The sequence below is a fragment of the Mesorhizobium sp. WSM4845 genome (assembly GCF_055811455.1).
In genome coordinates this window covers 42,225-57,283 of the sequence record NZ_JBVVQA010000027.1, presented here as the reverse complement: position 1 = coordinate 57,283, position 15,059 = coordinate 42,225, and the positions used below count along the sequence as shown (strand labels likewise).

Here is a 15,059-nt window from a genome sequence, read left to right as displayed (position 1 = left end):
TTTGTGGGGGCCCAGGTTCGCCCCCACGGACGCGGCCCGCTCCAGGGGCCCCCCGGGGGCCGCCCCCCCCCCCCCGCCCCCGGGGGGGGGGGGGGGCGGGGGGGCCGGGGGGGGGGGGGGGGGGGCCCCCCCGGCCATTCCACTGCGAAGCGGCGCCTGGAGCATCGGACCCAAACCGGTTTTGGGAAAATCCGATGCTTAAACAACGGCGGTGCCGCCACTCGCCCAACCGGCCGCCTAGCTCCCTGGGCGGCCGGCAGGGCGAAGCAACAAAGATGACGGGTGAGCCACGATGACTGCGGCGACAATGCAAAAAAACAGGCCTTCCGGCTTCAGGATCAGCAAGAAAGTGCTGCCCTATGTGCTCAGCCTGCCAGCCCTGCTCGTCTGCATCGGTATCCTGATCCCGTTCTTCACATCGGTCGTCTATTCGTTCCAGCGCTACCGGCTGAGCCAGCCCTGGGCGCGGCAGTTCAACTGGGGCGACAACTACATCTCGTTTTTCACCGACCCGAGGTTCTGGAACACGCTGGAGATATCGCTGCTCTATGCCGGTATCACAGTGCTGCTCGAACTGCTTCTCGGTCTCGGCATCGCCATGCTGCTGCAGAAGCGCTCGACGCTGAACAATTTCATCTCGATCATGCTGTTGATGCCGCTGATGACGGCGCCGGCGCTTGCCGCGCTGATGTGGAAGCTGATGACCAATCCCGGCTTTGGCGTGCTGAGCTATCTCGCCAGCCTGATCGGATTGCAGGATTTCCGCTGGGCCTCGTCGCCGTCGACCGCGCTTTTCACGGTGGTGCTTGTCGATATCTGGGTCTACACGCCCTTCATCATGATCCTGCTGCTTGCCGGCCTGCGCAGCCTGCCGACGCAGCCCTTCGAGGCGGCGGCACTTGACGGCGTGCCGCGGAGTTTCGTGTTCTTCCGCATCACCTTGCCGATGCTGACGCCCTACATCCTGACGGCGACGCTGTTTCGCCTGCTGGATTCCATCCAGCAGTTCGACATCATCTATGCCATGACCCAGGGCGGTCCGGGCGACACGCTGACCGTTTTCCAGGTTGAGGCCTACCTCAACTTCTTCCAGTCGACCAATGTCGGTCGCTCGGCGGCGCTGATGATCATCCTGTGGGCGATCACCTATTTCCTCTCGAATATTTTCATCAAGAACTGGCTGCGGCTGCGCGAACGCGCCCGCGGCCAGGCATAGGAGGCCGGGATGGAACACACCTCGCTTCTCGAACGCATCCTGCGTGGCATAGCGCTGACGCTGGTCGTGATCTTCTTCATGTTCCCGATCGTCTGGATCCTCATGATGTCGTTCCAGACCAACGAGACCATCCTGCGGATTCCGCCGCAGCTTGTCTTCAAGCCGACGCTGGCCAACTACACCGCGCTGATCACCGGCAAGCTGACCACGGCGGCCGGCACGCTCGACATCGCCTTCATGCGCAACCTGTGGAATTCGGTGTTCCTGTCGGTCACCTCGGTCGCCGTCGCGCTGCTGCTCGGCGTTCCCGCCGCCTATGCCTTTGCCCGGCACAAATTCCGCGGCTCGGAGGACATCGCCTTCACGCTGCTGTCGTTCCGGTTCGCGCCGGCGCTGCTGGTGCTGCTGCCGCTCACCCTCTATTTCCAGAAGCTTGGACTGGCCAACACCTATATCGGGCTGATCTGGGTGTACCAGCTGATCTGCCTGCCGCTGATCCTGTGGATCGTGCGCGGCTATTTCGAGGACATCCCGGCCGATATCGAATATGCCTATCGCATCGCCGGCCATTCCTGGTTCGCCACCTTCCGCAAGATCGCGCTGCCGCTCGCCGGCCCCGGCATTGCGGCTGCCGGCCTGCTCGCCTTCATCTTCGCCTGGAACAATTTCATCTTCGCGCTCGTGCTCGCCTCGGCCGACAAACAGCCGGTGACGGTCGGCGCGCTCGCCTTCATCACCTCCTCCGGCATCCAGTACGGCCAGATCTCGGCGGCGATCGTGCTGTCGATCACGCCGACGCTGGCGCTCGCCCTTTACGCGCAGCGCTATCTCGTCGAAGGCCTGTCGCTCGGCGCGGTAAAGGGATAGTTCTCATGGCCAGCCTCGAACTGCGAAATGTCGTCAAGCGCTACAAGAGCCAGACTGTGCTCGATAATCTCTCGTTGAGCGTCGCCGACGGCGAAACCCTAGTCCTGTTCGGACCGTCCGGCGCCGGCAAGACGGTGCTGCTGCGGCTCGTCGCCGGCGTCATCGACCCTGATGAGGGAAAAATCTTCATCGGCGGCGAGGACATGACCGATCTTGACGCCGAGTTCCGCGGCGTCGGCATGGCATTCCAGAATTTCGCGCTGTTTCCGCACATGACCGCCTTCGACAACATCGCCACGCCGCTTCAGGCCAAGCGATCGTCGCAAAGCGCGATGAAGGCTGGTGTCGAGAGCGTCGCCAAGCTGCTGAAGATCGGCCACGTGCTCAGCCACAAGCCACGGGCGCTGTCCAACGGCCAGAAGCAGCGCACCGCGCTCGCCCGCGCTCTGGTCGGCTCGCCGCCGGTGCTGCTGCTCGACGACCCGCTGCGCAACGTCGATGCCAAACTGCGCTTCGAAATGCGGCTCGAACTGCCAAGGCTGCTGGCAGATCGCGGTGCGACCGTCGTCTACGTCACCCAGGACTACAAGGAGGCCATGGCGCTCGGCGATCGCATCGCGGTGATGTCGCAAGGTGTCATCAAGCAGCTCGGCACGCCCGAACAGATCTATCGCGAGCCGGCCAACATCGAGATCGCGCGGCTGTTCGGCGATCCGACAATCAACCTGCTCGACGTCAAGCCGTCGCGCGATGCCAAGGGCATCTATGTCGGTCTGTCGAATGTCCAGGTCCATCTGACCGGCGCCTATGACGCCATGGTCGGCCGCGATTGCGTGATCGGCTTGCGGCCCGAAGCGCTGCGCTTCGTCGACGAAGGAACACCCGCGGCCATTCCGGTGACCGTCGAGGCGGAGACGCCGCTCAACGAAAAGATCGTCACGCTGGTGCGCACCGTGCGCGGTCGCGAAATCCTGGTCTCCCGGCCGGCCGGAACAGCGGGTCAAACCGAGGGCAGGGCCCATATCGCCGTCGACGGCAAAAGCGCCCTGCTGTTCGATCGTGCCAGTGGCGACCGTATCGGCTCGAAAAACGTCGTCAATTTGCGCAGCGGAGAAGCGGCATGAGCCAGAGCGCACTCACCATTTCGGGCGTCGACAAATTCTACGGCCCGATCGACCGAGGTGTGCACGCCGTTCAGAATCTGACGATGGAAATCGACAAGGGCGAGATCGTCGCACTGCTCGGCTCGTCCGGCTGCGGCAAGACTTCGACATTGCGCATGATCGCCGGCTTCGAAGAGGTCTCGCGCGGCAGCATTTCGGTTGCCGGCCGCAAGGTGCACACGCTGCCGCCGGTCAAGCGCAATGTGGCGATGGCGTTCGAGGGCTATTCGCTGTATCCGCCGCTGACCGTGCGCGAGAACATGGCGTTTGCGCTGAAGGCGGCCAGGCTGCCGAAAAGTCAGGTCGACGCGAAAGTTGCCAGCATCGCCAAGCTGCTCGAGATCGAGGACATTCTTGAGCGCTATCCGAGTTCCATCTCCGGCGGCCAGCAGCAGCGCGCCAGCCTCGGCCGGGCACTGATCCGCGAGGCCGACCTGCATCTGCTGGACGAACCGATGGGCCAGCTCGAGCCGCAGCTTCGCGCGGTGCTGCGCGGCCGCATCAAGCACTTCATCAAGGAGCGCGGCTTGACCGCGATCCTGGTCACTCACGACCAGACCGAGGCCAATGCATTGGCCGACCGGATCGCGGTGATGGAAGGCGGCGTGCTGCAGCAGTTCGATACGCCCAATATGCTCAAGCAGCGGCCGGCCAACCTGTTCACCGGCACGTTCGTCGGCGAGCCGCCGATGAATGTCTTCGAGGCCTATGTCGGCACGGCCGCCGACAAGATCAATCTGCGGCTGCCCGACGGGCTTTCACTCGACTATGACAAGGACGCGTTCAGCGGCTCGGTTCGCGACGAATTGCTCAAACGGCAGCGGGTCGTCATCGGTGTCAGGCCCTATGCGGTTCGCCGCTCGAAGGACGGCGTGCCGGCGACGGTTTCGGCCAACCAATGGCTCGGCGACCAGACCCATATCGCGGCGGATTTCGCCGGCGGCTCGCTGGTCCTGGTCGAACATGACCGGACCCGGCTGGAGCTTGGCGCGCCGATCAACATCAGCATCGATCCGAAAAATCTGCACGTCTTCGATCAGTCCAGCGGCATGGCCATTTCGCACGGCATGGAGCTTGCCTGATGCGGGATGTGCTGATCGGCATCGACGCCGGCACGTCTGTCATCAAATCCGTCGCCTTCGACACGGCGGGCCGGCAGCTCGCGGCCGCGGCGGTACCGAACCGGTACGAGACCTTGCCGGGCGGCGGCGCCGAGCAGGATCTGGCACGCACCTGGACCGATACGGCGACCACATTGCGACAGCTTGCCGACAAGGTGCCGGACCTCGCAAGCCGCATCATTGCGATCGCGGTGACCGGGCAGGGCGACGGCACCTGGCTGATCGACAAGGACGGTGAGCCGGTCGCCAAGGGCTGGCTGTGGCTCGACGCGCGCGCTGCCGCCATCGTCGAGGAGATCCGCGCGCGCCCCGATGACCGGCTCCGTTTCGAAAAGACCGGCAGCGGGCTCGCCGCCTGCCAGCAGGGGCCGCAGCTTGCCTTCATGAAGCGCAACGCGCCTGACAGGCTTGCCGGCGCCGCGACAGCTTTCCATTGCAAGGACTGGCTCTATTTCAACCTGACCGGCGAACGCGCCACCGATCCTTCCGAGGGCACCTTCACCTTTGGCGACTTTCGTACCCGCGGCTATTGCGACGAGGTGCTTGAGGTGCTCGGCGTCGCCGACCTCAGGCATCTGCTGCCGCCGATCGTCGACGGCACCAGGCATAGCGCCGGCCTGTCGGCGGCGGCTGCCAACGCGACCGGGCTGCTTTCCGGTACGCCGGTGGTACTGGCCTATGTCGACGTGGCCTGCACCGCGCTCGGCGCCGGCCTGCTCGACCGCGAGCGCAAGCCTGGCTGCTCGATCATCGGCTCCACCGGCATGCATATGCGGCTTGCTCAGACGCCGGACGAGGTGCTGCTCAACGAGGCCAGGACCGGCTACACGATGACGATGCCGGCGCCCGGCGTCTTTGCGCAGATGCAGTCGAACATGGCAGCGACGCTCAACATCGATTGGATCCTTAGCCTCGCCTCCGGCATACTCGCCTCGCAAGGCATCACCCGCAGCAATGGCGAGATGATCGCGCTGGTCGACGAATGGATATCGTCATCGGAGCCGGCCTCGCTGCTCTATCAGCCCTATGTGTCGGAGGCCGGCGAGCGCGGGCCGTTCGTCGATGCCAATGCCAGGGCCGGTTTCGTCGGCATTTCGTCGCGGCACGGTTATGCCGATATGGTGCGCGCTGTTTTTGAGGGGCTGGCATTCGCGTCGCGCGATTGCTACGCCGCCATGGGGCCGCTGCCGAGCGAAATCCGGCTGACCGGCGGCGCCGCCAGAAGCCCGGCACTGCGCAAGATCCTCGGCGCTGTCGTCGGCGCCGACATTCGCACCAGCCAACGCGAGGAAGCCGGTGCCGCGGGCGCCGCGATGATCGCTGCGGTCTGCGTCGGCCAATACAGTTCGATGGACGAATGCGTCGGCGAATGGGTCACGCCGCTGCTGGGCGCGGCGGAACCGAGCGACCGAAAACTTGCCGCGATCTATGAGCGGGCGGTTCCGTCCTACACATTGGCGCATGAGGCGCTGCGGCCGGTCTGGCGGTCGATGGCCGCGTCCAGGGCAAACTGAGAAGTCGAGCATGCGTAAGAAGATTGCAATCATTGGCGACCGCTTCATGCTTCCCGAGATCTTTCGCGAGAAAATCGAGACGGCCTGCGGCGACAATCTCGACATCCGCACCCTTGAGGCGGCCTGGCCCGACGAGCCGATGGAATTCGGCAATGCGGCGCTCGGCCTCGACAAGGTGAAGGAGTATTTTGGCGATCCGGACGAGGTGGTCGATTTCATTGGCGACGCCGAGATCTTCGTCACCCAGCTTGCGCCGCTGTCCGAAACCATGATGCAGCGTCTGCCTGCGCTGAAGCTGGTTGCGGTCTCGCGCGGCGGCCCGATCAACATCGACATGGTTGCCGCCAAGGCCCACGGCATCACCGTCGTCAATGTGCCCGGCCGCAATGCAAGTGCTGTGGCCGAATTCACCATCGGCGCGATCCTTGCCGAGACGCGGCTGATCCGGGTCGGGCACGAGGCCTTGCGCAAAGGGGAATGGCGCGGCGATCTCTACCGGGCCGACCGTACCGGCCGCGAGCTCAACGAAATGACCGTCGGCGTCATCGGCTACGGCAATATCGGCACCAAGGTTGTCCGCCTGCTGCGCGCCTTCGGCTGCCGCATCCTGGTCACCGATCCCTATGTGCAACTGAGCGCCGAAGACCGCAATGACGGCGTCGAACTGGTCGCGCTCGACGATCTCCTGTCCCGCTCCGATGTGGTCACGCTTCATCCCCGGGTGACCGAGGAAACCCGCGGCCTCATCAACAAGGACATCATCGCTCGGATGAAGCCGGGGGTGATCTTCGTCAACACCGCGCGCGGGCCGCTGGTCGATTACGACGCGCTTTACGATGCGCTGGTCTCAGGCCATATCGGCAGCGCCATGCTGGAGACGTTCGCGGTCGAGCCGGTGCCTGCCGACTGGCCGCTGCTGCAGCTTCCGAATGTCACCTTGACGCCGCATATCGCCGGCGCTTCCGTGCGCACGGTGACCTATGCGGCCGAGCAAGCGGCCGAAGAGGTGCGCCGCTTCATCGTCAGGCTCCCGCCGGTCAACCCGTGCTGAAGGTCGCGGCAGCCATGAAACGCAATCCAGGCATAGAGGATCCGGCGAGATGAGCGGCGCCACTGAAATCGTCGATCTGTTCGTCATCGGCGGTGGCGTCAATGGCGCCGGCATCGCGCGCGACGCAGTCGGCCGCGGGCTTTCCGTCATCCTGTGCGAAAAAGACGATCTCGCCGAAGGCACCAGTTCGCGATCGGGAAAGCTCGTCCATGGCGGCCTGCGCTATCTCGAATACTACGAATTCCGGCTGGTGCGCGAGGCGCTGATCGAACGCGAAGTGCTGCTTGAATCGGCGCCGCATATCATCTGGCCGATGCGCTTCGTGCTGCCGCACAGCCCGGACGACCGGCCGGCCTGGCTGGTCCGGCTCGGTCTGTTCCTCTACGATCATCTTGGCGGCCGCAAGCGGCTGCCGGGCACCCGCACGCTCAACCTGCGCACCGCGCCCGAAGGCGCACCGATCAAGGATGCGTTCAAGCGCGGTTTCGAATATTCCGATTGCTGGGTCGACGACGCCCGTCTCGTCGTCATCAATGCGCTCGACGCTGCGGAACGGGGAGCCAGGATCTTCACCCGGACCGCCTGCACCGCCGCCCGCCGTGAAAACGGCCTGTGGTCGGTCGAGATGCGCGACAGCCGAACCGGCGTCAGGACCACGGTTCGGGCGCGTGCGCTGATCAACGCCGCCGGTCCCTGGGTCAACGACATCATCAACCGCGTGGCTGGCCAGAACTCCAAGCGGAATGTCCGGCTGGTCAAGGGCAGCCACATCGTCGTGCCGAAATTCTGGGAAGGGCGGCAGGCCTATCTGGTCCAGAACAGCGACAAGCGCGTGATCTTCATCAATCCCTACCAGAACGATCTGGCCCTGATCGGCACCACCGATATTCCCTATGAGGGGCGGCCGGAAGACGTGGCGGCGGATGCCAGCGAGGTCGACTACCTGATCAAGGTGGTCAACCGCTACTTCAAGCGCGAACTTGCCCGCGACGATGTCATCTACTCGTTCTCGGGCGTCAGGCCGCTCTATGACGACAACTCCGACAATCCGAGCGCGGTGACGCGCGACTATATTTTCGAACTCGACGCCTCATCCGGGCAGGCGCCGCTGCTCTCCGTCTTCGGCGGCAAGATCACCACCTTCCGCAAGCTGGCCGAGCATGCGCTGGACCGGATCGCACCTTTCTTTCCGAAAATGGGCAAGCCGTGGACGTCGAAAGGCTACCTGCCGGGTGGTGATATCGCCAACGCCGATTTCGAGCAGTTCCTCGGCGATCTCGGCCGTGAATTTCCCTGGATGCCGGCATCGCTGGTCAAACACTATGGCCGGCTCTACGGCACTAGGACGCGCGTTGTGGTCGGTGCGTCCAGGTCGCTTACCGAACTGGGCCGGTGCTTCGGCAAGGATTTTTTCGAACGCGAAGCCAGTTATTTGTTCGAGCATGAATGGGCGCTGACCGCTGCCGATATTCTCGAACGGCGCACCAAGCACGGCCTGCATCTGTCCGCCGCAGAAAGAGCCGCCTTCGAGGACTGGTGCGTTGGCCGACTGGTGAGGGCAGGCTGATGACTTTTACGCTTTCCCTCAACACCAATCCGCTGGTCAACCGTTTTGCCGAACCGGACGATCTGATCGACGCGATCGCCTACGACATCGGCATCCGGGACGTGCAGCTCACGCATGAATTCGTCAATCCCGGCTGGCCGGCGGCGACGATCTCGAAATTCGTCCGCCTGTTCCGCACGGCGCTCGACCGCACCGGCGTGCGCGTGACGTCCGGGATGACCGGCCCTTACGGGCGGCTCAACCATTTCGGCCATCCCGACGCCGACGTGCGCCGCTACTACGTCGATTGGTTCAAGACCTTTGCCGACATTTCGGCCGAGCTCGGCGCCAGCGGCATGGGCACGCAGTTCGCGATCTTCACGCACCGGGATTTTGACGATCCCGAGCGTCGCGCGCGGCTTTTCGACATCGCGCTGGAATGCTGGCGCGACGTCGCCGAGCACGCCAGGGCGGCCGGTTTGACCTATCTGTTCTGGGAGCCGATGTCGGTCGGCCGCGAATTCGGCCATACGATCGAGTGCTGCCGGTCCCTGCACAACGAGATCGAAGCGGCCGGCATGGCCATCCCGCTGAAGATGATGGTCGATATCGACCATGGCGACGTCACCTCGAGCAATCCGGACGACATCGACCCCTATGCCTGGGCCGAAGCCTTTCCCACGGTATCGCCGATCATCCACATCAAGCAGTCGTCGATGAACAAGGGCGGCCATTGGCCGTTCATCGCCGCCTACAACAAGGACGGCCGCATCACGCCGGAAAAGCTTTTGGAGACGGTTCGGCGCGGCGGCGGCGTCGACAACGAGATCTGCCTCGAACTGTCGTTCCGCGAACGCGAGCCGGTCGACCACCAGGTCGTCGCCATGATCCGCGAGTCGGTCGACTACTGGGCGCCGTTCATCGAGACCGGCAGGACGGCACTCCTGCGGCGAGCAGGATAGGTGAACAGGAGCCGATGCGGCTCCTGTTCAGAACCAGAGTACGTCAGCCGAATTTCGGGTCGAGACTGCCCGACTTGTAGCGCTTGGCCATTTCCGAGACCGGCAGCGGCTTGATCTTGGGGGCGTTGCCGGCGGTGCCGAACTGCTCGAACCGCTCCTTGCACAGCTTCCTCATCGCGGCCATTGCCGGCGTCAGATATTTGCGCGGATCGAACTCGCTCGGGTTCTCGGTCAGCACCTTGCGGATCGCGCCGGTCAGCGCCATGCGGTTGTCGGTGTCGATGTTGATCTTGCGCACGCCATGCTTGATGCCGCGCTGGATCTCATCGACCGGCACGCCCCATGTCGGCTTCATCTGGCCGCCATATTTGTTGATGATCTCCTGCAGCTCTTCCGGCACCGAGGACGAGCCGTGCATGACCAGGTGCATGTTCGGCAGGCGGCGGTGGATCTCCTCGATCACGTTCATGGCGAGCACCGCGCCGTCCGGCTTGCGCGAGAACTTGTAGGCGCCGTGGCTGGTGCCCATGGCAACGGCCAGCGCATCGACATGCGTGTCCTTGACGAACTGCACCGCCTGCTCCGGATCGGTCAGCAACTGGTCATGGCTGACGGCGCCCTCGACGCCGTGGCCGTCTTCCTGTTCGCCGCCGCCCATCTCCAGGGATCCGAGAACGCCGATCTCGCCTTCCACCGACACGCCGCCCCAATGCGCCATGTCGACGACGCGCCGCGTGATGCCGGAATTATGGTCGTAATCGGCCGGCGTCTTGCCGTCCTCCTTCAGCGATCCGTCCATCATCACCGAGGTGAAGCCGTGCTGGATCGCGGTCACGCAGGTGGCTTCGTTGTTGCCATGGTCGAGATGCATGCAAACCGGGATATCGGGATGGATCTCGACCAGCGCGTCGATCAGCTTGGCCAGCACGACGTCGTTCGCATAGGCGCGGGCGCCGCGGCTCGCCTGCAGGATGACAGGCGATTTGGTCTCCTCGGCCGCCTCCATGATGGCAAGGCCCTGTTCCATATTGTTCATGTTGAAGGCAGGCACGCCATAGCCGTGTTCGGCGGCATGGTCGAGCAATTGTCTCAATGTGATGCGAGCCACCCAATGGTCTCCCGTATTTGGTTTCAAGCCTATGGTTTGCGAGCTGTCCGTTCGTCGTTCAGCCCATTGATGCTTCTGGCCGGATTTCCGGAGAACCGCAACCTTTGGCCATGCCGCCGAGAGCAATTCTTGTTACAAGGCAGCGATCAGAAGCAAGGAATATCCCAAAGAAACATAACACCATCACAAAAAATTTGGCATGCATGCGATTTTATCTGTTATAATAGCTCTAACCCGCCGTTCTGCTACGGCGGACGCGGCGACGCGGATTAAAGGAAACAGGCTGGACGATGAAGAGCGACGGCCGGCGGCAAGGCATCATGGATTTTCTGATGGACACCGGCACGGCCAGTGTCGATGACCTTGCCTCGCGCTTCGGCGTGTCGAAGATGACCGTCCATCGCGACCTCGACGAGCTCGAGGAAAGCGGCTTCCTGCGCAAGATACGCGGCGGCGCCTCGATCCAGCCGAGCGGCCTTTTCGAGAGTGATTTCCGCTACCGTCAGAAGCAGGCCGCCGAGGAGAAGCAGCGCCTGGCGGTTGCCGCCGTGGCTGTCATCGAACCGGGCCAAACGGTGATCATCGACGACGGCTCGACGGCGGGCGGCATTGCGCGCCACCTTGCGGATCTGCGCCCGCTGACGGTGATCTCCAACAATCTGGCCGTGATACAGGATCTGGCCGGCGTTGCCGGTATCACCCTGATCGCGCTCGGCGGCCAGTACAGCAAGAAATTCCACGGTTTCTTCGGCCTGCTTGCCGAGGACACGCTGAGATCGTTGCGCGCCGATGTCGCCTTCCTGTCGTCGTCCGCCATCCACGGCGTTTCCGCCTTCCACCAGGACCAGGAAGTGGTCCATACCAAGCGGTTGATGATGGCCGCGGCCGCCCGCAAATATCTGCTGGTCGATCACGGCAAGTTCGGCCGCACGGCCCTGCATTTCCTGACCGATCTCAAGGCGTTCGACGCCGTCTTCACCGGTCGAGAACTGGGACCCCAGATGCGCGAGGCGCTGGATGGCGCCGGCGTTTCGCTAACACTGGTCGAGAAGGACTAGACCATGATCTCGAAAAGTGGGAACCGGTTTTCGGAAAAGATCATGGTCAAAGACGAAGATAGAGCCCCATCCCGCCTCGCGGGATGGAACAGGCTCCAGAAGGAGGACGCGTGGCTTACTGGGTCGGCACAAGCTGGAAAATGAACAAGACGCTTGCAGAAGCGACTGACTTTGCCAGGGCGCTGGCGGGGTTCGTCCCCGGTTTTGACGACCGTATCCAGCCCTTCGTCATCCCGCCCTTCACGGCGGTCCGCGAGGTCAAGAAAGCGCTGGCATCGACGCGGATCAAGGTCGGTGCCCAGAACATGCACTGGGCCGACGCCGGCGCCTGGACCGGCGAGATCTCGCCGGTGATGCTGACGGACTGCGGGCTCGATCTCGTCGAGCTCGGCCATAGCGAACGGCGCGAGCATTTCGGCGAGACCGACAATACGGTTGGTCTCAAGACCGCAGCGGCGGTGAAGCACGGGTTGGTGCCGCTCATTTGCGTCGGCGAGACATTGGCGCAACGCAACAGCGGCCAGGCCGATGCGGTGCTGGCCTTGCAGGTGCACGGCGCGCTGCAATACCTCGAAGGCCAGGCCAAGGCGGCGACGATCCTGTTTGCTTACGAACCGGTCTGGGCGATCGGCGACAAGGGCATTCCGGCAAGTGCCGACTACGCCGACAGGCAGCAGGCGCTGATCAAGAAGATCGCCGGCGATCTTCTGCCGGCCATGCCGCCGGTGCTTTATGGCGGCAGCGTCAATCCGCAAAATGCCGCCGAGCTGATCGGCCAGCCTCATATCGACGGGCTGTTCATCGGCCGATCCGCCTGGCAGGCGGAAGGCTATATCGACATCCTCGAACGCGCCTCGGCGGCGATCTAGAGCATGATCCCGAAAAGTGGAATCCGGTTTTTCGGAAAAGATCATGCTCAAACAAAAGATAGCATGATCCCGAAAAGTGGAATCCGGTTTTTCGGAAAAGATCATGCTCAAACAAAAGAGAGCATGATCCCGAAAAGTGGAATCCGGTTTTCGGAATAGATCATGCCCAACAAAAGTTAGAGCCCCATCCCGATGCCATCGGGATGGAACAGGCTCCAGAGCAATCGAACAGGAAAGGACAGAAAAAATGAAAATAGCCATTGGGGCCGACAGCGCCGGCAAGCCGCTGCTCGACGTCATTGCCGCTCACCTGGCCACCAAGCCCGGCCTCTCCGTCAGCGACGTCAGCCAGGCCGGCTACTATGCCGACCTGTCGCAGAAGCTCGCCCAGACCATCCTCGACGGCGAAAACGATCGCGGCATCTTGTTTTGCGGCACCGGCATCGGCGTTTCCATCTCGGCCAACAAGGTGCCCGGCATTCGCGCCGCACTCACCCATGACACCTATTCGGCGGAGCGCGCGGCGAAATCCAACAATGCCCAGATCATCACCATGGGCGCCCGCGTCATCGGCCCGGAACTGGCCAAGTCGATCGTCGATGCCTGGCTCGCATCGGAGTTCGACGAAAACGGGCCATCGGCCGGCAATGTCCAGGCGATCGACAGGCTCGACGCGGCGAAGCTGGGCTAATGCATGTCGCCCAAAAGCATGCCCTCGGGCGTGAACCCGAGGGTGCGCAGCGGTTTTGGGATAACGACATGTATAAAACAGGAGCTTAAGCGCGTCGCATTGATGCGATGCGCTTAAGCCAGGCTTTTTCGCATCGCGCCGATAACGGTGACCGCCGACGCCGCGCCGGGGTCGATGTGTCCGAGCGACCGCTCGCCGAGCCGCGACGAGCGGCCCTTCGCGGCGATCATATCCTTGGTCGCCTCGGCGCCCCGTTCGGCTGCTTCGAGGGCGGCTGCCAGGCTTTCGGACAGGGTCTTGCCGGCGGCATGGGCAGCGGCCGCGGCTTGCGCCGCCGGCAGCCAGGCGTCGACCATCGTCTTCTCGCCGATCTCCGCCTTGCCGCGATCCTGGATGCCTTGCGCCATCGCCTGGAACAGGGCGACGACATCGGCGCCCGCCAAGGTCGCCTTGCCCTTGACGGCAGCCGCACCACGCATGAAGGCCGTCGCGTAGAGCGGGCCCGACGAGGCGCCGACGGCGTTGAGGAACGACTTCGCCGCAGTGTTGAGGAGAACAGTCGGCTCGGTTGCCGTGAGCTCCAGCGGCGCCAGCGCATCGCGCACCGCCCCAAAGCCGAGCGCCATGGCGATGCCATGATCGGCGTCGCCGATGACCCCGTCGAGCTGACAGAGCCTGTCCTTGTCGGCTTCGATCGCCAGCGCGATCGCATCGAACATTCTTTTCAGATCGGCTGCATCGATGGATGTCATGGATGCACCCTTTCAGCCGGCGCGGAACATGGCGCAGTCGCAAGGATGGTCGAGCATCGTCTGCAATTCGGCGTCGAGATGCATCAGCGTCACCGAGGCGCCGGCCATTTCGAGCGAGGTGCAATAGTTGCCGACCCAGGTCGCGTGAACTGCCACGCCGATGTCATCGAGCCGCTGCTTGACGCGCCGGTTCACGATGTAGAGCTCCATCAGCGGCGTCGAGCCGAGCGAATTGACGAGCACGGCGACCTTGTCGCCGCGTGCCGGCGCCATCTCGTCGAGGATCTTGTCCAGCATCTCGTCGGTGATCTCGTCGGCGGTTTTCAATTTTCCGCGGGCAATGCCCGGCTCGCCATGGATGCCCATGCCGATCTCCATCTCATCCGGTCCGATCTCGAAATTCGGCCGGCGGGTCTGCGGCAGCGAACAGGGCGAAAGAGCGACCCCCATGGTGAAGGTGTGATCGTTGGCCTTCCTGGCAATGCGCTCGCATTCGTCGAAAGACAGCATCCGGTCGCAGGCGGCACCGGCGGCCTTGAAGATGAAGAAATTGCCGGCGACACCACGGCGCTTTTGCCTCTGGTCTCGCGGCGCCGATGCCACATCATCGGTGGTCAGCACGGTGCGCACTTCGATGTCATCCATCGCCGCCATCTCTGCGGCCATGTCGAAGTTCATCACGTCGCCGGCATAGTTGCCGTACATGAACAGCACGCCGGCGCCGCCGCTGGCGGCCTTGGCGCATTCGAGGATCGGATCCGGCGGCGGCGAGGCAAAGACATTGCCGATTGCCGCCGCGTCGGCCAGCCCCTTGCCGACGAAACCGAGGAAGGTCGGCTCGTGGCCGGAGCCGCCGCCGATGACGAGGCCGACTTTGCCCTGTCGAGGTCCATCGCGAGCGATAATCGAGCGCGGGCTGCCCTCCGTGCTTTTGAGATGGCGGGGATGCGCGGCCAGAATGCCTTCCAGCATCTCGTCGACGGTGCGGTTGCCGTCGTTGATGATCTTCTTGGTCTGCACCGGCAGCCTCCCGATTTCGGTAATTTCGCAGATAGTACAGCGTGTTACCGGAATTTCCACCCGGGGACGGAGATTTCACGCGGCAATATGTTCCGGCGCGGCCAGGACACGCAGGGATTGG

At 63.5% G+C, this 15,059-nt stretch carries 15 protein-coding genes; 12 read left to right on the top strand and 3 right to left on the bottom strand.

Annotated elements, in window-relative coordinates; all coding sequences use genetic code 11:
* The 9 genes from AC0L2C_RS25695 to AC0L2C_RS25655 all read left to right on the top strand — a co-directional run.
* Nucleotides 1-202 (top strand): hypothetical protein (locus AC0L2C_RS25695; RefSeq protein WP_473524712.1); only part of this gene is annotated, 202 nt, incomplete at its 5' end.
* A 90-nt stretch (nucleotides 203-292) separates the two neighbouring features.
* Complete coding sequence (locus AC0L2C_RS25690; protein ID WP_287171731.1) at nucleotides 293-1,216, top strand: carbohydrate ABC transporter permease; 924 nt, start codon at nucleotides 293-295, stop codon at nucleotides 1,214-1,216.
* 9 nt (nucleotides 1,217-1,225) lie between these two features.
* Nucleotides 1,226-2,083 (top strand): carbohydrate ABC transporter permease, encoded by an 858-nt coding sequence (locus tag AC0L2C_RS25685; protein ID WP_023800184.1) that lies wholly within the window; start codon nucleotides 1,226-1,228, stop codon nucleotides 2,081-2,083.
* A gap of 5 nt (nucleotides 2,084-2,088) precedes the next feature.
* Nucleotides 2,089-3,207 (top strand): ABC transporter ATP-binding protein, encoded by a 1,119-nt coding sequence (locus AC0L2C_RS25680; RefSeq protein ID WP_023800185.1) that lies wholly within the window; start codon nucleotides 2,089-2,091, stop codon nucleotides 3,205-3,207.
* Nucleotides 3,204-4,328 (top strand): ABC transporter ATP-binding protein, encoded by a 1,125-nt coding sequence (locus AC0L2C_RS25675; RefSeq protein ID WP_023800186.1) that lies wholly within the window; start codon nucleotides 3,204-3,206, stop codon nucleotides 4,326-4,328. Before AC0L2C_RS25680 ends, AC0L2C_RS25675 begins: the two co-directional genes overlap by 4 nt.
* Nucleotides 4,328-5,881, top strand: coding sequence for an FGGY family carbohydrate kinase (locus AC0L2C_RS25670; protein ID WP_473524711.1), 1,554 nt, complete (start codon nucleotides 4,328-4,330; stop codon nucleotides 5,879-5,881). The genes AC0L2C_RS25675 and AC0L2C_RS25670 overlap by 1 nt, the downstream gene beginning before the upstream one ends.
* A gap of 10 nt (nucleotides 5,882-5,891) precedes the next feature.
* Nucleotides 5,892-6,932 (top strand): 2-hydroxyacid dehydrogenase, encoded by a 1,041-nt coding sequence (locus AC0L2C_RS25665; protein ID WP_473524710.1) that lies wholly within the window; start codon nucleotides 5,892-5,894, stop codon nucleotides 6,930-6,932.
* Nucleotides 6,933-6,981: 49 nt separating this feature from the next.
* On the top strand, nucleotides 6,982-8,499 hold the full coding sequence (locus AC0L2C_RS25660) for a glycerol-3-phosphate dehydrogenase (protein ID WP_287171735.1): 1,518 nt from the start codon (nucleotides 6,982-6,984) through the stop codon (nucleotides 8,497-8,499).
* Complete coding sequence (locus AC0L2C_RS25655; protein ID WP_128171926.1) at nucleotides 8,499-9,440, top strand: sugar phosphate isomerase/epimerase family protein; 942 nt, start codon at nucleotides 8,499-8,501, stop codon at nucleotides 9,438-9,440. Before AC0L2C_RS25660 ends, AC0L2C_RS25655 begins: the two co-directional genes overlap by 1 nt.
* A 43-nt stretch (nucleotides 9,441-9,483) precedes the next feature.
* On the opposite strand, the gene fba is transcribed toward AC0L2C_RS25655, so the two are convergent.
* Nucleotides 9,484-10,548 carry a class II fructose-bisphosphate aldolase gene (gene fba / locus AC0L2C_RS25650; RefSeq protein WP_031255351.1) on the bottom strand — a complete coding sequence of 355 codons (1,065 nt, stop codon included), beginning with the start codon at nucleotides 10,546-10,548 and terminating at the stop codon, nucleotides 9,484-9,486.
* 290 nt (nucleotides 10,549-10,838) lie between these two features.
* Between fba and AC0L2C_RS25645 the strand changes: the two genes are divergently transcribed.
* From AC0L2C_RS25645 to derI, 3 genes are all read left to right on the top strand, one after another.
* Nucleotides 10,839-11,606 carry a DeoR/GlpR family DNA-binding transcription regulator gene (locus AC0L2C_RS25645; RefSeq protein WP_023800192.1) on the top strand — a complete coding sequence of 256 codons (768 nt, stop codon included), beginning with the start codon at nucleotides 10,839-10,841 and terminating at the stop codon, nucleotides 11,604-11,606.
* Nucleotides 11,607-11,689: 83 nt separating this feature from the next.
* Nucleotides 11,690-12,475: a triose-phosphate isomerase gene (locus AC0L2C_RS25640; protein WP_128171928.1), complete on the top strand. Its 786-nt coding sequence runs from the start codon at nucleotides 11,690-11,692 to the stop codon at nucleotides 12,473-12,475.
* Nucleotides 12,476-12,722: 247 nt separating this feature from the next.
* The gene (gene derI, locus AC0L2C_RS25635) at nucleotides 12,723-13,166 is read left to right on the top strand and encodes a D-erythrulose-4-phosphate isomerase (protein WP_027152577.1); all 444 of its coding nucleotides are present in this window, start codon (nucleotides 12,723-12,725) and stop codon (nucleotides 13,164-13,166) included.
* Between the two features lie 113 nt (nucleotides 13,167-13,279).
* Here the strand turns inward: derI and dhaL are convergent, their stop codons facing one another.
* Both dhaL and AC0L2C_RS25625 read right to left on the bottom strand, forming a co-directional pair.
* A complete protein-coding gene (dhaL, locus tag AC0L2C_RS25630; protein WP_473524709.1) occupies nucleotides 13,280-13,918 on the bottom strand; it encodes a dihydroxyacetone kinase subunit DhaL in 639 nt (212 codons plus the stop codon).
* 12 nt (nucleotides 13,919-13,930) lie between these two features.
* Nucleotides 13,931-14,938, bottom strand: coding sequence for a dihydroxyacetone kinase subunit DhaK (locus AC0L2C_RS25625; protein WP_287226180.1), 1,008 nt, complete (start codon nucleotides 14,936-14,938; stop codon nucleotides 13,931-13,933).
* Nucleotides 14,939-15,059: the final 121 nt, after the last annotated feature.